Origin of the sequence: Methanofastidiosum sp. (genome assembly GCA_013178285.1) — an archaeon.
Taxonomy (GTDB): Archaea; Methanobacteriota_B; Thermococci; order Methanofastidiosales; family Methanofastidiosaceae; genus Methanofastidiosum.
In genome coordinates, this window is the sequence record JABLXD010000028.1 from 1 (window position 1) to 20,622 (window position 20,622).

Consider the following 20,622-nt stretch of genomic DNA (forward strand, 5'->3'; position numbering starts at 1 on the left):
AAGATATTGCCCAATTTAGGAAAGTAAAAAGAGAAGCAGATAGATATGGAATGCCAATAATAGTTTGGTCTTATCCTAGGGGAAAAGCCATAGAAGAAAAGGGAGGAAAAGAATCTCTGTACGCTGTAGACTACGCTGCACGTGTAGGGTGTGAATTGGGCGCAGATATTATAAAGATTAATTTTCCTGTAATCGACAATTCAAAAAGGGATTTGTATCCGGAACCATATAATCAATTAGATTTGTCCCCAGGAGAAGCTATTAAAAAAGTAGTAAAATCTGCAGGCAATACGATGGTCCTTGTATCTGGGGGATCAAAGCTTGGGGATGAAGATCTTTTAAATAAAGTTAAACTTTCCATGGAAGCTGGTGCTACAGGAGTAATTTTTGGAAGAAATATTTGGCAAAGAAGTAGAGAAGATTCCTGGAAAATCAATGAGAAAATTAGAGACATCATGAAGGAATACCCACGGTGAAAAAATGTATGACGTTATTACCATGGGTAGTTGTACTATAGACCTATTTGTAGACACGGGGAAGGATCTATTTAGACTAACTAAAGATGGGCAATTATCCGTACCCTATGGGAGCAAGATCCTTGTTAAATCAATGAATTTTGAAATTGGAGGGGGCGGAACAAATACTGCTGGAGCATTTTCAACATTTGGATTAAAAGTAGCATTATTGGGAAAAATAGGTGATGATCACAACGCAGATAAAATATTTAAATATCTAAACTCTATTCAATGTGATACCTCTTTATTAATACAAGAAGAAGGCCCATCAGATTATTCTGTAATTTTGGATGCGAAAGGAAGGGACAGGACAATCCTTACTCTAAAAGATAAAAATGACAAACTTAGATTTAATGAAATTAACTTATCAAAATTAAACTCCAAATGGTTTTATCTCTGTACAATGCTTGGGGACTCCTTAGAAACCCAGATAAAAATATCAAAATATGCAAAAGAAAATAATATTGGGATAATGTATAATCCTAGTTCTTATTTAATAAGAAAAGGAATAGAAAAGTTTGAAGAAATACTTAACAATTCTAATATAATTTGTGTAAATTTTGAAGAGGCTAAACTGATTACTGGCCATACTGATCCAAGGCTTATGGCCGATAGTTTACTTACATATGGGCCAAGTATGGCAGTAATAACGGATGGATCCCATGGGGCATATGCATTCACAAAGAAAGAAGGGTACATGATTGTACCAAACGAGGTAAATGTAAAAGAAACTACTGGGGCGGGAGATAGTTTTGGTGCTGGATTTCTTACTGGTTTTATGAAAACTATGAATATCAAAATTGCCTTAGAATATGGGGCAACTGAAGCCGAGTCTGTAATCCAATACCTGGGCGCAAAAAATAAATTTTTGAATTTAGAGGAAATTAATTCTAAAATTAATGAATATCCTCATAAAATTATTAAAATAAAATAAGTGTTAAAATGAATGAACTAAAATTTGATTTTAAAGATAGTATGGTATTACCAATAGATCTAAACTTAGTAGAAAAAAATATGATGGATGAGATTGATGTTTTAAACAATGTCGTTAAAAACAAGAATTATGAGGATTATAGATCCTTCATTAATCTTCCTTATGACGAAGAATCTCTTAATAATATAAAAAAAATAATATACGAGAAAAAAAAATTAAATCCTAAATATTTAATCGTTATAGGTATTGGAGGGAGCAATCTTGGTACAACGGCTATTCAAGAAGCTATACTTGGAAAACTATACAATGAACTAAATCCAGATATTAAGATATTATATGCAGATACAGTTGATTCAGATATTATGAGCAGTATTATACAAGTTATAGAGCCGATTTTACAAAAAGGAGAAAACATAATTATAAATGTAATCAGTAAATCAGGTAGTACTACAGAAACTATCGCAAATTCTGAGATAATTGTGAATCTTCTTAAAAAATATAAAAAAAATTTCCAGGACTATATAGTTGTTACTTCTGATAAAGATTCTAAGTTATGGGAATTAGCTTTAGAAGAAAATTTTACATTATTAGAAATACCAAGAAAAGTTGTAGGTAGGTACTCAGTTTTTTCTGCTGTAGGATTATTTCCTCTTGGATTAATAGGGATTAATATTGATCTATTGCTTTATGGTGCAAAGGATATAATTCGAAAAAGTATAAACAAGAATTTAGAGTTAAATCCTGCGGCAAAAAGTGCATCTTTGATATATATCCACTATAAACGAGGGAGGAATATACATAATCTGTTCTTATTTAGTCCAGGAATGGAATCAATAGGCAGATGGTACAAACAATTAATGGCAGAAAGCCTTGGGAAGGAATATAATCTCAAAAGAGAACATGTTTTTACAGGTATAACCCCGATAGTATCTATAGGATCAACAGACCTTCACTCAATGACACAATTGTATTTGGCGGGACCAGACGATAAATTTACTACTTTTGTCAAAATAAAACATAATAGAAATATTTTGAGGGTTCCAAAAGAAAGAATTTATTCTAAATTAGTTAAGGGAATACAAGAAAAAAAGTTACAGACTTTAATGACTGCGGTATACAAAGGCGTTACCAAAACATTCAGAAATCACAAAAGACCATTCATGGAAGTTCGAATTAATAACAAATCTGAATATGCAATGGGACAATTTCTTCAGTATAAGATGATTGAAATGGTATATCTAGGGTATTTAATGGATATTAATCCATTCAATCAGCCAAACGTTGAGGAATACAAAACTGAAACGAGAAAGATTCTGGAAAGAAAAAAGGGGGATTGATAGATTCAAACAATTACAAATCAAAGATATTGAGAAATGTGTTGGATGCAGTCTTTGTATGTTTGCATGTGCTAGAAAGAATCCAAAAAAACCTGAAATTGGGATAGACTCCTCAGCTATTTTGGCTATAAGTTTAAGTGGTTTTGAAAGAGGAGCCACTATTATTTTTTGTAGAGCGTGTAAAAATCCGCCTTGTGCTGAAGTATGTCCAAATGAAGCATTGATTCCGAAAAAAGGAGGAGGGGTCATGTTTGTTGAGGACAGATGTATAGCATGTCACAATTGTATGAATGCCTGTTCTATTGGGGCTATTTTCGAAAAGAGTAATGGTAAGCCAGCAGTTTGTATTCATTGTGGTTATTGTGTACAATTTTGTCCGCACGAAGTACTTACATTTGCGGAGGTGAATGATTGAACAGTCGGGTCTTAAAAATTGATTTATCGAAAAATAGTTTTGCTATACAGGATAGAAAAGAATTATTTAATGATTGGATTGGTGGAGTTGGCGTGGGTACTCAGTTGCTTAAGGAAGAACTAAAATTAGAGGCAGACCCCTTAAGTGAAGATAATGTGATTATTTTTAGTATTGGGCCCTTTACACCTGCTTACCCTTTAGCTACAAAGACTGTCGCACTTTTTAAAAGTCCCCTAACTGGAGAATGGGGAGAAAGCCATGCGGGGGGAAGAACTGCAACAAGTATTGCGCATGCAGGTTATGGAGCAATTGTAATAAAAGGAATTAGTAAAAATCCAGTATATCTAGTAATTGAAGATGGAAATGTACTCTTTAGAGACGCTAGAGTTATTTGGGGAATTGAAGATTCTAGGATAACGGGAAGAATAATTGCAGAAAGGGAAGAAGGAAAAGGTACTAGAACTGTTATGGCTATCGGAGGGGCCGGTGAAAAACTAGTTAGATACGCTTCAGTTACTACTGAAACTTATAGGCATTTTGGAAGATTAGGATTAGGTGCTATTTTTGGATCAAAGAATCTTAAAGCAGTTATGATTAGAGGTAAAAGCAGTAAAATTCCCGAAAATGCCAATATTTACAGGGATACTTATAACAAAATCTTCAAAATAGCAACAGAATCTGAAGCTATGAAAAAATACCACCTTATCGGAACATCTGCAAATATACTTACTCTAAATCAAATAGGGGGATTGCCCACAAGGAATCTTACTTCAAATAAATTTGAGAATGGGGATAATATAAGTGGAGAAAATATAGGTGAGAAATATTTGGGTAGAAGGATAGCTTGTAATCACTGCCCAACGGCGTGCATACATATAGCCTCTTTAAGAGAACCTTACGAAAATAAAAATTATTTCTTTAAAACTTTAATGATATCATATGACTATGAATTAATATATGCCTTGGGATCCATGCTAGGGGTGGGGTCTGCAGATGGAATATTAAAACTTATACATAAAGTTGAATCTTATGCCATAGATGCAATGAGCACTGGGGTATGCTTGGCTTGGGCAACAGAAGCTTTAAAAGAAGGTTTAATTTCCACCAAGGATACTCTGATTGATTTTGAATTCGGAAATTATCAAAAATACCTTAATGGCATAGAATATTTAGTCAAACAACCAACTGATTTTTACAAAAATCTTGCCGAAGGTGTTAGAAAAGCTTCAGATGTATATGGGGGGAAAGATTATGCACTTGCTTTTGGTAAAAATGAAATGCCAGGATACCATACAGGCCCGGCATGCCATATAGGGGATCTAATTGGACTGAGGCATAGTCACCTAGACAATGCAGGATACTCTTTGGACCAGAAGGGCAAAGAATTTGATATAGAAGAATTAGTGGATGAACTTGTCGAAGAAGAGATGTGGAGACAGGTACTCTCAAGCCTAGTCGTATGTTTTTTTGCAAGAAATGTATATACGCCAGAAATAGTTTGTGAAGCTTTTAAACCGCTTGGGGTATCAATAGATAAAGAAACACTAGAAGATCTAGGAAAGAAGATCTATTTAGAAAAATTAAGGCTTAAACAAAAGATGGGCTTCAATATAAACTCATTAAATATTCCAGATAGAATATTTCAAACTGAATCCTCTAAAGGAAAAATAAGCAAAGATTATATTACTCAGGCTTTAGATTATTATTCTAAAAAAATGGGTAAAGTCTAATGTTCATTTATTTTTGAATATTCGCCTAACACTGAATCTTTAAGTTTATTGTCATTGATTGAGCAATGACTGTCAAGTATAGATTTATTTATCTGGGAATTTAATATTGAACTATTGTCAAAAATAACGGAATTACTAATTTTGGAATTATCTATCGTGCAATTTTCGCCTATGTATACGTTTGGACCTATAATTGAATTGTTTATTATTTTGGAATTATCTTTAATAACAACAGGCTCAATAATTTTTGAATTTTCATCTATTTCTATATTTCCAATATAATTCTTCATATAAATACTAAGTGATTCTAAATAAGAATCTGGTTTTCCTATGTCATGCCATAATCCTTCATGACAGGGAAACGCATATATTTCATCCTTTTCAGCTAAATAGCTAATGTAATCTCCTAGATTATCGACATTTCTTCCTTTTTCAATATACTCTAATAAAATATTTAGAGATTTTCTTGGAAGTATGTATATCCCCATTCCAGCAAGGGTAGAAGGTGGATTATCCGATTTTTCATGGAATTTTACTATTTTATCCTCCTCAAGTTCAGCTATCCCATACCTTTTAGCAAGATATTCTGCCTTTACATCATACAATGCAGTTAATGGTTTTTTATTTTTCTTAAAATATTCATAAAATTGCTCTAAACCAAATGTAAATAAATTGTCTCCTGCAATAAGAAAGATGTCATCATTTAGAATTTCATAAAGTTGCCCTAATGCTTTAACTGCGCCTAATTTCTCTTCTTCTTTTGTCGTTTTTTCTGCAATTACTTGAATACCCTTGTTCTTTGCCCATTTCTTAAAATCTTCTTCAAAAATTTGATTTGTTGATACGATTACTGGAAGATTGAATTTAGCAATTTTTGAGTAAACATGATCAATTATCGTTTCTTTTCCTATAGGCAATAATGATTTTGACCTTTTTCTAGTTATTGGCCATAATCTTGTTGCATATCCCCCGGCCATTATTACTATTTTCATGATTAATATATAATTTTAGAATAAATAAAATTAATGTTTTAAATTCTATAATAAGAATAATTTTTACTTATTTTGTCAAATATAGCTCATTTTAGTTTCAAATTTGACAAAAAAGCTTTTAAATATCTTTTACAAATATCATTGGATGGAAAATCCTAAAGGAGTAGTCCCTACATTTCCAAAATTATCATTTAGAAACTTAGCCATATTTCATATCTTATTAATTTCAGGATATTTGATATTTAAGAATATGATTAGTCTTAGTTTATTTGAATCCATAGCAATGCCATTAAACCTTGTGGCTGAAATTATATTAATTATTTGGTTTACTCTAATCATAGTAACGATTATTAGATTAATTACCTTTCTAGGAGGCAAATTAATTCCGAATATTAATCAATCAAAATGATCTTGGATAATCTTTGGATTTTACGGATATTGATATTGTTAATCAGTATTATTTTAAGTATTTTTATAATTAATATTCTCTTTTATATCCTAAAAAAGGTTGATAGGGCAAAAAAATATATTAATTTCTTTAAATCAAAGAAACCTTTGATATTTTTTTCTTTCTTTGTCATATTTGTCATTTTAAATAATTATCTTGATAGTGAAATTATGAAAATTGATGCTGTTTCTTCTATTATAAAAATTCTTGTTATTTTCAATTTTGCTTGGCTTTCTATCTCTTTAGTAAACGTCTTAAATGATTATCTTTACCAAATATTTAATATCTCAAAGAAGGATAATATAAAAGAAAGAAAAATAGTTACACAAATTCAATATATAAAATCTGTGCTAATATTCATAATTATTCTAATTAGCTGCTCTTTGATCTTAGTAAGTTTTGATAGTCTTAAAAATATAGGCGTAGGGCTAATTACTTCAGTTGGTGTCTTAGGAGTAGTCATCGGATTTGCAGCACAAAAATCATTTTCTAATCTATTGGCCGGATTTCAAATTGCATTTACCCAGCCAATTAGAATAGATGATGTAGTTGTAGTCGAAAAGGAGTGGGGCAGAGTAGAAGAAATAACATTAACATATGTAGTAGTATGCATATGGGATCAAAGGAGATTAATATTGCCTATATCATATTTTATAGATAATCCGTTTCAGAACTGGACAAGGACATCAGCAGAGGTGTGGGGAACTGTATTTTTTTACGTTGATTATAAAATACCTATTTTGGAAATAAAACAAGAGTTCCATAAAATCCTTGAATCCTCAGAACTTTGGGATAAAAAGGTTGGCGTTTTACAAGTTACAGATACTACTGAAAAGACTATGGAACTTAGGGGGATAGTCAGTGCTAAAGATTCGCCTCAGTTGTGGGATTTAAGATGTTATGTTAGGGAAAAAATGATTGAATATATACAAAAACATTACCCGGATAGCCTTCCAAAAACAAGATTAGAATTTTCAGAGAAATTGAAATGATGTGTTTTGAAAATATTAGCTTATGGATTAGAGCTCATACCAAGGATGAAAGCTAACAATACTCTCTTTGGGCAAAAACTCCATTGTCTCAACGGCCAAGAGATAATCATATGCCCTACCGGGCATTAAGAATCTTTGCTTAACAAATTTCTTTGCTCTTTTTCCGATTGTTTCTCTTTTTTCTGGATTTCGAAGGAGCATGACTATAGTTTCTATTCTTTTATCTGTATCATATAATAAAAATCCATTTTTGTTAGGAACTATTTGAAGAGTCAATCCTCCAACTGGTCGCCCAACAACAGCCTTTTCTTTCCATAATGCTTCGGTAACTGTAAGACCGAATCCCTCTTTTATTGAGTTTTGGACTACAACTGTGGCAGCCCTTTGTATTGCATTTACCTCAATATCGGGAAGATTAAGAAGTATATGAACGTCTTTTGTATGTTTTATTTTTTGTTTAACATCCTCTAAGACTAAAATTGATTCAGGATCGTCATTTGCCATACTACCAATTAAAACAAGTTGACAATCTTCCATTTTCTTTACGTTTTTATAAATAGAAATAAGCCCCACAGGATCTTTCCACTTATCAAATCTACTTACTTGAAGAATTATGGGTTTATTTTTTTGAATATTATATTTATCAATAATCTCGTCAATATAATCCTGTTTTAACTCTTTGTTTTTCTCTGAGAGGGGATCAATATATGGGGGGATTATAAACTTTGGCAAATTCCAGCTTGATACCACATATTGGACGTTAGAAAAGATCGCCGAATCATAATAGCTTGCCCACTTAGTTATCAACTTCTCTAAATTTTCATTTTTAAGAAACACATCGATATCTAGGTCGATGTGACATCTCCATAGCCATTTTTCTTTTTCTTTTTTTAGATAACTTGCCAAGCCTAAAGGTTGGGGATCATGAACAGTAATTACGTCATAATGCTCGTCTATTATATTTTTCTTTACATTTGCCTCTGTGCAAGCTACATATATATCTTCCATGTTTTTTGTAAAATCCTGTTTTTTTCCTTGCAACAAATTATGAATTGATTTTGTCACAGTAAAGAATTCATCTGTTCCTTTCATGACTTTCCAATCATCTTCTATCCCAATTTCATTTAAGAAGGGAACAGAAGATTTTAGCATCTCTGCAACCCCCCCACCAAAAGCTGTGGAATTTACCTCCAATATTTTAATTCCATTTAGATCTTTAGCTAATTCCTTTAATTTATGTATTTTCTCTTTCCCCACCACTTTGGAGTACTCTCTAAGGGCCGGAACTTTTAATTTAGTGATATTCTTTCTTTTACTATATACAGTTTCATTACTATCAATTTCTTCCATAAAACCTATTCACCGATTCATTATTTTTTTTACATCTCTTATTCTTTCATATAATATCTCTTGATTGTTAGATTCTATATTTACTCTGAGTAAGGACTCAGTATTTGATGGTCGAACGTTGAGCCACCAATCTTTGTAATAAATAGAAATGCCATCTATTTTTTCTACAGCCCCTTCACTAAAATTTGTTAAAATCTCGTTCATCTTAGAGTATTTATCGGGGACTTCAAAGTTCAATTCTCCACTCTGGTAATATTTGCTATACTTATCTGCAACATTACTTAAGGTATTATTTTCAATACTTTTTAGGATATATAGAAGGGCTAAAAGAGGTGCTTCAAATCCTCCAATTTCCATGAAATAAAAATGATTGGATAATTCTCCAGCAAATATTGCATCCTTTTCTTTCATTAATTTCTTTATGAAATAATGGCCTACTCTTGATTTAATGGGTGTTCCGCCCTTACTAATAATTGTTTCAGGAACAATATTACTACAGCGCAGATCGTAAATTATATTTCCCTTTGATTCAGAAAGCAGTTGCTCTGCAATTATAGCAGTTAGAATATCTCCTCTTATGGGATGACCTTTCTCGTCTATTATCCCAATTCTGTCACCATCCCCATCAAATATTATCCCAATATCTGCTTTTTCTTCTAATACTTTATTGATTATATTTTCTAAACAATCAGGAGTCATAGTGTTTGGTACATGGTCTGGGAAATTGCCATCTGGAACAAAGGAAAGAAAACTTTTATTTTTAAAAATAATATCTAATATTTTTCTTTCAACTACAGATGCACCGCTTGAAAAATCAACGACGATTTTATAGTCCTTAGCATTTTCAAATTTTTTTAAATAATAATTTGTATATTCAGTTTCAAAGTCAATTTTATAATCTTCAGCATTTTCAAATATTTCAGATAGTTCGTATTCCTTAAATATAGGTTTAATTTGATTAATAGGTGAAAGTGGCAATCCATCAATTCCACATACTTTGAAACCTCCAAATTCTTTAGGATTGTGTGATGCAGTTGCTATGACGCCAATGTCAAAATTCTTTTTTGTTAAAAAATACATTAAGGGAGTTGAAATCATCCCTGCATAGCTAATTTTTGAGCCTTCATTAATAACTCCCGTTACAAAAGGGTCTTTAAATTTTTCAGAACTTATTCTGGAATCAATGCCAAATAAAATATTTTTATACAATTTTCCAAAAGTTCTACCCAGACTATATGCAAATTTTTCATCGATTTCGTCGGGGTAATGGCCCCGTATATCATATAATTTAAAAATCATTATACCTTATTATAATAGGATTTAGGCTTTATTAGTTTTTTGATTATTCTTTATACCTATAGATATTTTTTAATCTAATTTTTTTCATGAGCCTTCTTTTTAAAAAATCGTTATTTCTAACTAATAACATTGTTGAAAATGGGAATTGAATCATATACCTTAATCCGCCACCTATATTGGAAAATCCCCTAATGCCATGTCTCGCTTCTAAAAATAATTCATTGAAAATAATTTTTTTTCTTGTTTCTTCACCTTCTTTTACAACTGCTAAACTGTGTAGTGAATACAGTCCAATTAAAAAGGCCAAGAAAAAAAAGAAATCCCAGGATTTTAGATTAAACGTTTCAAATAATAGTGCGTTTTCAGGCGATATCCATTCAAGAGTCAATGCTAATTCTCTTTTTTCAAAAAAATCGGCAAACAAGCCACCAATTATAGGGGCTATAGCTGCAGTTATTGAATTTATTATGCTTGAAAGTGCAAGATATGCAGTAGAATTACCTTCTGGCGCCAATTTCAAGGTTATATTTCCAGAAGCTAATGACACTCCAGCTGCAGATATGCCCATAGTGGCATGAACTAATACCAATAATGGCATTGTTAGGAAATATTTTTCTGGCAATGTTGTAAAGGTCCAACCAAGTATGCTTAAAATAAAAAGAGGCCCACAAACTTGCAGTACAGATTTATTGCTGAATTTATCAGATATTCTTCCCCAAAAATGCAAAAAGAAAAATGTCATTAACTGCCCTAACACCATCAGAATTATGATAGTGGACATATTTAGTTCCAATCTTTTTAACATATAAACGGTAAAGAATGGTGCGGCCAAGTTGACTGCAAAATTCCATGATCCCAAAAATTTTATTAGATTTCTATAATTTTTATCTCTTAGAGGCTGAGAAAATAGCATTAGGATATTGCTTTCTGCTTTCAATGACATACCTGGCTCAGGTATCTTAGAAATATAATACACTCCGATTATCCCAGATAAATATCCAAAAAAGAATATTATAGAATAGCTAAATATGCTTAAATCAGGATAAGAAGTACTCCAAAAATCAATGAAAAAGCCTGCTATAAGCGCTATTGGAATAGTTGACAATGTTGCGAGTCTCATCCTCTTTGAAAAAAATGAGCCTAATACTTCTATAGGTATTAGATCTCTCATCCAAGAGTTCCAGCTGCACCCACCTATAGATGAAAATATTGATTGGAATATTAAAAACAAGACGAACAAAATAATGCCTAAATTAAAATTGACTAAGCATGGCAACAAAGCTATTAATAAAATAAAGGATCTGCTGAATGCGGAAGAAAACATTGAGATTTTTCTTCTGTCCCTATATTTCTCAACTATATAAACAGAAGGTATTTGGATAAGATTTGCTATAGCAGGAATTGATGCCATAATTCCTATTAGTAAATTTGATGCCCCAAGACTTAATGCAAATGCTGTGAGAAAAGTTCCACTTGTCAAAGTTATCATTATCTGGCTTGTTACCCCGTCACGAAGTATATATTTCAGGCCAGTATTTTGATCATAAGAGTTCATTATACCTCACGCCTAATTATAATTATAAGAATGAAATTCCAATTATTCTATTTATTCACTTAATTAACTTTGAAGCTAACTTTATATAACTACCTATGTTAAGAAAACAATTATTTGATATTAGAATAAATTTCAGGGACATATTTCAAAATAATTTTCATTCTTGAGTCATCCTCAAATTGGTCAGGAAAACAGAAGTTTGGGGTAACTTCATATTTATAGCCTTGTTCCAATAATCCATATGCAATAAGCTCGCAACAAACAACATTTTTGTCGATGTCAATCCTAAAGTATTTCCTCAAATCTTTCTTGATCAGTCTTTTAATTAAAAATAGATTCCCCGTCCTGAGAAATTGAATGTAGCTGTATCCCAATCCAAGGTACATCATGCAGTCCTTAACAAGTTTATCTTTGTCAATGTAATCTGGGGGCCTCACTATCATTAAGTCATCTGTATCAAGATAATCCTTTACTTCTTTTACCTGGACCCCACCAACAGTCGATTCAACGCTCTTTTCATATCCCATATACAATCTGCAGTGTGGCCATCTAGCATCTGGAACGGCCTTACATATGATAGATTCAATTGGACTTTTTTCATTTCTGCTCAGTATTATGTCCCCCTTTTCGAGTGATGAAATGAATTTTTCTTTAGAAGACGTAATTTCCATTATATCCTCTGGAAATTAATAGTAATTATATATAAATTTTTTTGATTTATTAACTATATCTAATTTTTACCAAAGTTTTTTATAGATTGAAGTTAATATTAATGGCATGAGGTAGTATAATGAAAGTATGTATTCTTTATGATTCAAAATTTGGTACGGGAAAAACATGTATGGAGTACCTAGGTTCAATCATCCAAGATAAGGGAAATGATGTTGATATTTATTCAGTTAAAGAAATCAAACCTGATTCTGTGCCAGATGCCGATTTATATATTTTTAGTGCGCCGACACATCTTGCAAACGTTAGTGGCAAGATGAAGGGATTTTTGAAAAAAATAGAAAATAAAGATGGAAAAAGGTATTCCGTTATCACAACATGTATGGCACCGGATAAGTCAAGTGCTACTGAAACAATGGAGCAAATTTTGAATGAAAAAGGCATGAATATGGCAGCCCAAAGTATAAAGATTAGAGTAAAAGAACTTAAAGGTCCTGCAGAAGAATATTCAAAAGAACAGTTGAAAGATCTGGCAAAAGAACTTATGGAAGAGCTTGGGTGATTAAATGAAAAAAATATTGATTTCTTTAGCCATATTATTTTTTGTTATAGCTTCATTTAACTCTGTTTCAGCACAAAAAAATGTAGCTCTTGTCTCGAATTCCATTGACTACAATATAAATAGTAACATAATATCTATCCTACAAAGTCGAGGCATGAATGTTGTTTATTTTGGAAGAACTGATCCAGGATATAATACCTACCCTTACGTTATAATACTAGGCGGACCAGATGCACCAGACCATACTGGAGCATTATCTTTACAGATTTTGCCACCAAATGAAAGTTATAATTTAAGAAATATTAAGGGATACCAGATATTCTACGAAAAAAGGGATCAGTGGATATCGAGACAAGAAGTATTTGTCATTGCAGGAAGTGATAGGGAGAATACATACTTTGCTGTTCAGAGTAACCTTGTTACCTTGATTGACAGGATTGCAGAAGATACTGGAAGCCCAGCAGTTCCATATACTTTGATTAATTCCTCCCAGTTAAAGCAGTTGATTGCTAGTGGAGAACCCCTTTTTATAATAGATGTTAGAAATTCCGATGAATATAGGGCAGGGCATATCTCTGGTGCAGTCAATATTACTGGAATTGAATTAGGCTCTGTTCTTTCGAGCATACCTCGAGATAGAAAAATAATAGTATATTGTAGCACTAGTCAAGCAGCAATAACAAACGCACAGTTTTTAGCAAACAAGGGATTTGCAAACGTATATGCATTGACAGACCCCTATTCAGTATATATTAATAGTTAATTTTTTATTTTTTGAAGTATTCTTTCAAAGGTGTCCAGTAGTAATCTATCCAACCTTGGTCATAGTCAGAAGCCTGCTCTTCGGGCACTTTAGAATGAACCATCTCTATTTCAGTGCCGCCCTGCACTTTCTTAAATTTTAATTCAAATATAGATGGAGGATAACCTTTTGGCCATTCAGTTGTTGACCATTCTTGAACTATTTTTTTTCCTTTCTCTAACTCTAAATGTTTGCCAAAAATATATCCATCCCATGCAGTGAACTTCCCACCAATTTTAGAATCAGAAGTAGCTTTGCTTCCCGTAAATTCAGAATGTTTTTTTCCATCAATAATCGCTTCATATATCTGTTCCGGTTCTGCTGGAATAACTACCTTCTGCTTTAATGTTTTAAACTTAAATTCCAACTAATTCACCCCTTCTTTTTTTCTTTAGGAGGCAATGACTTTGTATATTCAAACGATTTATTAAGCCAAGAAGCAATGAAACTTCTGTCTTTAGTTAGTGGATCTATAATAGTGACATACTGCTTCATTGTCTTTCCCATTGACTCAAATGGTCCAAAAAGTTCTTTCTTTGATAAAGCTTCCTCCTTTTCTTCATTTGATAATCTAATAATTATCTTATCTTCATATAGTCCAGTAAACATATTTCCATTTACATAACAAACTGGATATCCAAACATCTTCTTTCTTTCACACTCGAAAGGCTCGTTTAAATATGCAAATAGTTCAATAAGTTCCGGTGGAGATTTGTTCCAACTCAAAGCCCCACCTATTTTTTCTCTTCAAATTTAAGTGATGCGGAATTCATACAGTATCTTTTACCAGTTGGTTTTGGACCATCATCGAAAACATGGCCCAAATGGCCACCGCATTTACTACATAATACTTCTGTTCTGACCATTCCATATGATAAATCATCGTGCTCTTCTACATTATCTTTTTCGGATGGCTCAGAGAAACTTGGCCATCCAGTACCAGAATCAAATTTGTCCTCTGAATCAAAAAGCTCATTCCCGCATCCAGCACAAACATATTTTCCTTTCTTTTTATTGTCTAGTAACTTGCCACTAAATGGTCTTTCTGTTCCCTTTTCTCTCAGAATATGGTACTCTTCAGGGGTAAGTTTTTTCTTCCATTCCTCTTCGGTGGGGTTTATCTTTTCTTTCATAATAATCCTAGAATTGTTTAAATATTAAAATTTATATAGTTATTTACTATTAATTGTTTGGATATTAAAAAAACTACTATAGTCTATGTGGGATATGATAAAAATGTTGAATAAAAAAAGGTTATTGGTAGCCATTATTACTGGGGCTATCTTGGGTGTATTCTGTATTATTGGAGTTGGAAGCAGAATAGGATATGGTAATTATATTTTCTTATTAGCTATGTGGTATAACAGGGTAGTTATGGGGCTACTAATCGGCCTTTCAGGGGAAATAAGATTAACTAAAGGCCCTATCAATACTGTAATTAGAGGCTTCATACTGGGGATAATAGTATCAAGTGCCATATTTCTATCAAGTGAATTTAGGGATGTTCCAAGTTTTTTCGCCGGGATAGTTTATGGAATTATTATCGATTTTGTTGCAACTAAATATGAAAAAAATAAATAATTTAAGGATTATCCGGAGCACCTAGACTTGATGAACAAGATATGTCCATAGTAGTCTCTGGGAATCCTTCTTTATTTTGAATTTTGTCCATTTCACGATTCTTTCTCTTTTCTAGTTCTTCTTTTTCTAAGACCCCATATGCTACTTTTCCTATTAGAGTCAATGGTAATTCTTTTCTAAACTCAATTTCTTCTGGACAGCTCCATTTTATCAAGTGCTCTTGACAATAATCCATAAGTTCTTTTGCTAGCTCTTTGCTTGCTTTAGATGGATCTTTCAAAGAAATAAATGCTTTGACACTTTTCATTTTGTGAGGATGGGGAATTCCAATAGCGCAAGATAATGCGACTAGAGGATGACTGTCCAAAACATCTTCAATCTGCGATGGATAAACATTCATTCCAGAGGATATTATGATTCGTTTAAGTCTTTGCTTAAAATAGATAAATCCATCAGGATCCATATGACCTGCATCTCCAGTGTGAAGCCATCTTTTTCCATCGGGATGAACTTTAACAGTTTTCTCCGTTTCTTCAGGATGGTCAAGGTATCCTCTCATCAGTGTAGGGCCGCTGACACATATTTCGCCTTCTTCTCCCGGAAGAGCTTCTTCAAATGTGTCTAGTTTTACTATCTTGATAATAATGTCCGATAGAGGTATTCCTACACTTCCCTGCCTATAACTATTTTTAGGCATAATAGTAACACCCGTTACAGATTCAGTTAATCCGTAACCTTCTCTTAAAACAACATTTCCCCCGGATTTTGAAGCTGCATTTTCAAATTCTAATTTAATATCATGAGGGAGATGATCTCCACCACAGAATGCCCCCTTTATACAGCTAAAATCGACCTTGGATATCTTAGGATTTCTAGCAAGTGCAGCATAAAGAGTTGGAACACCTGCCATATATGTGGGCTTTTTAGTTTTTATTAGATTTAAAACAGTTTCTGCAGAAAACTTAGGAACTAAAATACATTTGCCGCCATCAATCAAAAAGGTATGCACACAAACCCCTAGGCCGAATCCATGAAATATTGGGAGAATTGAAAGAACTGAATCACCTTCTACCAATGGCCCCTGTGCAGTGGCTTGCATAGCGAGACAGTTTAGATTATGACTTGAAAGTTCAATCCCTTTAGGAACTCCCGTAGTTCCACCACTATAGAGAATAACTGCAAGTTCATCAGGATCCATTTTTATTTTTTCTATTTGAGAGTACTCATTTTCCATTAGATCTTCCCACCAAGAGACTCTCGGATCGAATGGGACTTTTTTTATTTTTCTTCCAGATGTTAGTTTAAATCCAATCTTTTTTAGGGTTGGGAGATAGTCTGTTATTTTTGCGAGTATTAGTTTTTCAACTGATGTAGACTCTAATATATCTATAAAATTACCATAAAATGCATCAAGTGTTATAGCATATTTGCTTTTGCTTAAATTAAGGTAAAATTTTACTTCTTTTGGGGGGGAAAGTGGGTGAATCATGCTCGTTATGCCGCCAATTTTGTTCGCGGCATAAAAACAAATAATCGCCTGTGGACAGTTAGGCATACATATAGTAATCCTATCGCCCTTTCTAAGGCCAAGGGCGTAAAGAGCATTGGCAAAGCGATCTATATCGGCTAAAAATTCTCTATATGTTGAAGTAAGGTCTAAAAAGTCATAAGCTATCCTGTCTGGATATTTCATAGAGGCATCGTAAATAGCCTCATACATTGTTTTTTTAGGATAATCGATTGATTCAGGGATATAAGATTCGTAATACTTTAACCACGGCTTTTTTTCATACATCATTTTCCCTCCGTTTCTATCAAATAATCCTTAATATCTTCTTCAGAAGGTGGCTTTTCTAGTAGTTCAGGATTCTGCATAAATTTAGTAAAAAGCTCAATAGCTTTAACAAAATATATTCCTTCACTTATACGATCATCTAAAGTACAGCCTATTCTAACTACCTCTTTAACTTTTAATTCACCTTCATCATCAATAACTGGGGCTTTATGAATCTTGCCCAGTACCATAAAATTTGATGTATTTCCATATTCAAACAGATGATGGAATACAGAATCTAGCCCTAAACTACCAAGATTAGAAACATACACACTCGCATACATTGGGTCATCTTTGACTATAGACGCCGGTAAAATTCCATAATAATCAAGACCTCTCCATACCCAGACTATAAATCTTAAGATAAAATCAGGGAACTTAATAAGAAGGTCTATTTCTTTTTCTTCGTGCTTTTTTTCATCTCCTCTGCCATATTCTAGAGCTTTAGCCATTCGTTGTATCACTGTGTCCAAAGTATCTCTTGGTTCAAAAGTAACTTTAATATTCGAATACCCTGCGTCCTCGTCCAATTTTTTCTTGACAATCATCGAGATTTGTATTTCGTTTCTTTGGAATATTCGTCTGCCCATAACAAATCTATTCAATTGTGGCCTCATAGCTACTGTCCTAACTAAAGAAGCAATAAAAATATGAAAAAACTTAACTTTCTTTTCACTTAACCCCTCATTAACTTTTTCCATATATTCCAAAGTTTTCTCAACTTCAAAATCAAAATCTGCATAAATTGCCGATTCAGTTCTCGTTTTCATTACAAATGGATAAATCCTCTTATAATTGGGTAATGTTCTTATCTGCTTACCGTCGCATCTATCGCCAAAGGCCATATATTATCACCAAATGTTGATACAATATTAGACATTTGACGTTTTTATTTATAATGTTTTCCGTTTTAAATTCCGAGGTAAAAAGAAGGCTTACTTATTATTCAAAAAGACATGCCCATATGAGGGCATAGAATATCCCAATCTATTAGTTTGAATTTAATTTTAATTTAATTAATTTTAGTATCTCAAACCACATTATGCTGATAATTCCCAAAACAAGGCATATTAAAAGATCATTTATGTGGAGTACTGATAAAAGAAATAACTCCCTAAGAAATGGAATGTAGAGCACCATACCTAAGAATAGTAATGCTCCAAAAGTAACATACCAGAGGGCCGAATTTGGAGATTTCAAAGTCTTTAATATTGTTCTTGTCCAAGATCTGTTAGTAAAAATTAATGCTAAATTAGCAACTATTAAAGTTGTAAATGTAAATGCACGAGCTTCCATTTCACCTTGACCTCTGCTCAGCACGATAATATATGTAACTAACACTATAATTAAGACGCTGAAACCTTGCAAGAAACTCAATAAAGCTGTCGATTTGCCAAAAATATTCTCTTTTGTACCTCTTGGAGGTCTGTTCATAACATTTGCCTCTTCAGGCTCAGCTTCAAAGACAACTGAGCAGGCAGGATCTATTATTAACTCAAGGAATACTATATGAACAGGCAATAGAACTAGTGGCATTTTAAGAAGAACCGGTATAAGTGACATCCCCGCTATAGGAACATGTATAGCCAAAATATATGCCATGGCTTTCTTTAAATTATCAAAGATTCTTCTACCCATTCTAACTGATTTAACTATTGAAGAGAAGTCATCATCGAGTAACACAAGATCTGCAGATTCTCTAGCAACGTCTGTCCCTCTTCCTCCCATTGCTATCCCAATATTTGAAGATTTAAGGGCAGGTGCATCGTTAACTCCATCTCCCGTCATAGCCACAACTTCGCCATTAAATTTCAGTGCGTTGACTATCCTCAATTTTTGTTCTGGAACTACTCTAGCAAAAATATTAATCCCCTTAATTATCTTTTGTAACTCTTCATCAGTCATTTTATCAAGTTCTTGCCCTGTGATAATCTTTTCTGGGTCCTTTAATCCAATTTGTTTCCCAATATTTTGAGCAGTACTTGGATAATCACCAGTTATCATTATGATTTTAATGCCGGCGCCATAACATTCTTTGACTGCATTAGGAACAGAAGATCTTATGGGATCCATTAGGCCTATTAGTCCCAAGAATTCAAATTTGAAATCGTGTTGTTTAGTTGGTAGATCAATTTCTTTAAATGCTGATCTTGCAACTCCTAATACTCTTAGGCCATCTTTAGCAAGTTTGTCTACATCTGACAAAATTTGTTTCTTTTTGGATTCTTCAAGATGACATAAATCAATAATTGCTTCTGGAGCTCCTTTGGAGGATATTACATAATCTTTTCCATCTGGAGATTTCCACACATGTGACATTGCCAACAAATTTTCAGATAAGGGATACTCCCGCATTAATTTCCAATCGTTATGAATATGTTCAGTATCAGAAAGATAGTGATTTCCTAATTCTTTGAAAGCCTTTTCCATTGGGTCAAAAGGCTCCTTTTGGCTAGCTAGAATGCTAAACTCAACTATTTCATGAAAATCCTCAGGTATGGATTTTTTTGATTCATAATTTACTTCATATATGTTCTCGCCAACTAGTATTTTGTTAACGGTCATACGATTTTGTGTTAAAGTGCCGGTCTTATCCACACAAAGTACTGTTGCAGAGCCAAGAGTTTCTACTGCGGGAACTCTTCTTGTGAGAACCCTATTTTGAGATATTCTCCATGCCCCAAGCGCTAAAAACACAGTCAATACTACAGGAAACTCTTCGGGCAGTATGGCCATAGCAAGAGTAATGCCAGCAAGAAATCCTTCTAACCAGTTGCCCCGCGATAATCCATAAAAAACAATAATTATCAAACAAAGTAAAAATCCAGAGGTAGAAAAATATTTTATAATATTTTTTGTTTCTTTTTGTAAACGAGTTCCCTCTTGATCTAACGATTGTAATGCTTTACCAATCTTTCCCATTTCAGTTTTAATTCCTGTGGCTTGAACTTGTGCTACACCTTGTCCTTTGACAACTAGTGTGCCCGAATAAATGAAAGGCAATCCGTCTCCACCGGGAGATATCATTTGAGATATTTCTTTACATTTGGACTTTCTAACTGGCACTGATTCACCAGTTAATAATGATTCATCTGTAAAAAAATTACTACAATCCAAAAGTATTGCATCTGCAGGAACACGATCTCCTTCGGAGAGAATTAGTATATCTCCTCTCACTACTTCTCTCCCTGCAATACGTTTTTGTTCTCCGTCTCTTATTACTGAGGCACGTGGGCTTGACAAGTCTCTCAAAGCTTCTAAAGCTCTTTCAGTCTTTCTTTCTTGATAAAAAGTAATTCCAATTATAACAAAAACAAAGAAAAGAAGCATAATACCTTCTTGGATATCTCCGAGAATAAAATATATCGTACCACATGCAACAAGAAGTAAAAACATTGGTTCGCGTATTACCTCAAAAGCTATACGCAAACCAGTCTTTTTCTTTTTTGAAGGAAGTTCATTGTAACCTTCTTCTTTTATTCTTTGATTTACTTCCTCTTCAGATAATCCTTTTAATTTTGTAACTTCGAAATTATCCATTTATTATTGATTAAAGTATTCTCTTATAAACTTTACATTAAATCATTAAACTTAATAATTTCAAAAA

The 20,622-nt window shown here is 33.0% G+C and carries 21 protein-coding genes; 10 read left to right on the forward strand and 11 right to left on the reverse strand.

Features of this window, described 5'->3' with window-relative positions; translation table 11 throughout:
• The 5 genes from HPY60_08530 to HPY60_08550 all read left to right on the forward strand — a co-directional run.
• Positions 1–476 (forward strand): fructose-bisphosphate aldolase (locus tag HPY60_08530; GenBank protein NPV51222.1); only part of this gene is annotated, 476 nt, incomplete at its 5' end.
• A gap of 4 nt (positions 477–480) precedes the next feature.
• Positions 481–1,449 (forward strand): carbohydrate kinase family protein, encoded by a 969-nt coding sequence (locus HPY60_08535; GenBank protein NPV51223.1) that lies wholly within the window; start codon positions 481–483, stop codon positions 1,447–1,449.
• 8 nt (positions 1,450–1,457) lie between these two features.
• On the forward strand, positions 1,458–2,786 hold the full coding sequence (locus HPY60_08540; protein ID NPV51224.1) for a hypothetical protein: 1,329 nt from the start codon (positions 1,458–1,460) through the stop codon (positions 2,784–2,786).
• A 58-nt stretch (positions 2,787–2,844) separates the two neighbouring features.
• A complete protein-coding gene (locus HPY60_08545) occupies positions 2,845–3,201 on the forward strand; it encodes a 4Fe-4S binding protein (GenBank protein ID NPV51225.1) in 357 nt (118 codons plus the stop codon).
• On the forward strand, positions 3,198–4,931 hold the full coding sequence (locus HPY60_08550; protein NPV51226.1) for an aldehyde:ferredoxin oxidoreductase: 1,734 nt from the start codon (positions 3,198–3,200) through the stop codon (positions 4,929–4,931). Before HPY60_08545 ends, HPY60_08550 begins: the two co-directional genes overlap by 4 nt.
• Here HPY60_08550 and HPY60_08555 read toward each other — a convergent pair.
• A complete protein-coding gene (locus HPY60_08555; GenBank protein NPV51227.1) occupies positions 4,928–5,908 on the reverse strand; it encodes an NDP-sugar synthase in 981 nt (326 codons plus the stop codon). The two genes, HPY60_08550 and HPY60_08555, sit on opposite strands and share 4 nt — an antisense overlap.
• A 160-nt stretch (positions 5,909–6,068) precedes the next feature.
• Between HPY60_08555 and HPY60_08560 the strand changes: the two genes are divergently transcribed.
• Both HPY60_08560 and HPY60_08565 read left to right on the forward strand, forming a co-directional pair.
• Positions 6,069–6,332 carry a hypothetical protein gene (locus HPY60_08560; protein ID NPV51228.1) on the forward strand — a complete coding sequence of 88 codons (264 nt, stop codon included), beginning with the start codon at positions 6,069–6,071 and terminating at the stop codon, positions 6,330–6,332.
• Entirely contained in the window at positions 6,329–7,363 is a 1,035-nt protein-coding gene (locus HPY60_08565) for a mechanosensitive ion channel (GenBank protein ID NPV51229.1), read from the forward strand. Before HPY60_08560 ends, HPY60_08565 begins: the two co-directional genes overlap by 4 nt.
• A 27-nt stretch (positions 7,364–7,390) precedes the next feature.
• Here the strand turns inward: HPY60_08565 and HPY60_08570 are convergent, their stop codons facing one another.
• The 4 genes from HPY60_08570 to HPY60_08585 form a co-directional block, all read right to left on the reverse strand.
• Positions 7,391–8,713, reverse strand: coding sequence for a glycosyltransferase (locus HPY60_08570; protein ID NPV51230.1), 1,323 nt, complete (start codon positions 8,711–8,713; stop codon positions 7,391–7,393).
• 9 nt (positions 8,714–8,722) lie between these two features.
• A complete protein-coding gene (locus HPY60_08575) occupies positions 8,723–10,012 on the reverse strand; it encodes a phosphomannomutase/phosphoglucomutase (protein ID NPV51231.1) in 1,290 nt (429 codons plus the stop codon).
• A gap of 43 nt (positions 10,013–10,055) precedes the next feature.
• Positions 10,056–11,567 carry an MFS transporter gene (locus HPY60_08580; protein NPV51232.1) on the reverse strand — a complete coding sequence of 504 codons (1,512 nt, stop codon included), beginning with the start codon at positions 11,565–11,567 and terminating at the stop codon, positions 10,056–10,058.
• Between the two features lie 110 nt (positions 11,568–11,677).
• A complete protein-coding gene (locus tag HPY60_08585; GenBank protein NPV51233.1) occupies positions 11,678–12,238 on the reverse strand; it encodes a hypothetical protein in 561 nt (186 codons plus the stop codon).
• 119 nt (positions 12,239–12,357) lie between these two features.
• Between HPY60_08585 and HPY60_08590 the strand changes: the two genes are divergently transcribed.
• Together HPY60_08590 and HPY60_08595 are read left to right on the forward strand one after the other, a co-directional pair.
• On the forward strand, positions 12,358–12,798 hold the full coding sequence (locus tag HPY60_08590; GenBank protein NPV51234.1) for a hypothetical protein: 441 nt from the start codon (positions 12,358–12,360) through the stop codon (positions 12,796–12,798).
• Positions 12,799–12,802: 4 nt separating this feature from the next.
• A complete protein-coding gene (locus tag HPY60_08595) occupies positions 12,803–13,561 on the forward strand; it encodes a rhodanese-like domain-containing protein (GenBank protein NPV51235.1) in 759 nt (252 codons plus the stop codon).
• A gap of 4 nt (positions 13,562–13,565) precedes the next feature.
• On the opposite strand, the gene HPY60_08600 is transcribed toward HPY60_08595, so the two are convergent.
• Genes HPY60_08600 through msrB form a run of 3 tightly spaced genes read right to left on the reverse strand, consistent with a single transcriptional unit; the run spans position 13,566 to position 14,733 of the window.
• Positions 13,566–13,967 carry a hypothetical protein gene (locus HPY60_08600; protein NPV51236.1) on the reverse strand — a complete coding sequence of 134 codons (402 nt, stop codon included), beginning with the start codon at positions 13,965–13,967 and terminating at the stop codon, positions 13,566–13,568.
• A gap of 5 nt (positions 13,968–13,972) precedes the next feature.
• Positions 13,973–14,326: a hypothetical protein gene (locus HPY60_08605; protein ID NPV51237.1), complete on the reverse strand. Its 354-nt coding sequence runs from the start codon at positions 14,324–14,326 to the stop codon at positions 13,973–13,975.
• An 8-nt stretch (positions 14,327–14,334) separates the two neighbouring features.
• Positions 14,335–14,733, reverse strand: coding sequence for a peptide-methionine (R)-S-oxide reductase MsrB (gene msrB / locus HPY60_08610; GenBank protein ID NPV51238.1), 399 nt, complete (start codon positions 14,731–14,733; stop codon positions 14,335–14,337).
• Positions 14,734–14,836: 103 nt separating this feature from the next.
• On the opposite strand from msrB, the gene HPY60_08615 reads away from it, so the two are divergent.
• Positions 14,837–15,181, forward strand: a complete 345-nt coding sequence (locus HPY60_08615; protein NPV51239.1) for a hypothetical protein — start codon at positions 14,837–14,839, stop codon at positions 15,179–15,181.
• Between the two features lies 1 nt (position 15,182).
• Here HPY60_08615 and HPY60_08620 read toward each other — a convergent pair whose 3' ends face one another.
• The 3 genes from HPY60_08620 to HPY60_08630 form a co-directional block, all read right to left on the reverse strand.
• Positions 15,183–16,979: an AMP-binding protein gene (locus tag HPY60_08620; protein NPV51240.1), complete on the reverse strand. Its 1,797-nt coding sequence runs from the start codon at positions 16,977–16,979 to the stop codon at positions 15,183–15,185.
• Positions 16,976–17,860 (reverse strand): hypothetical protein, encoded by an 885-nt coding sequence (locus HPY60_08625; protein NPV51241.1) that lies wholly within the window; start codon positions 17,858–17,860, stop codon positions 16,976–16,978. Before HPY60_08625 ends, HPY60_08620 begins: the two co-directional genes overlap by 4 nt.
• Before the next feature lie 145 nt (positions 17,861–18,005).
• A complete protein-coding gene (locus tag HPY60_08630; protein ID NPV51242.1) occupies positions 18,006–20,555 on the reverse strand; it encodes a cation-translocating P-type ATPase in 2,550 nt (849 codons plus the stop codon).
• Positions 20,556–20,622: the final 67 nt, after the last annotated feature.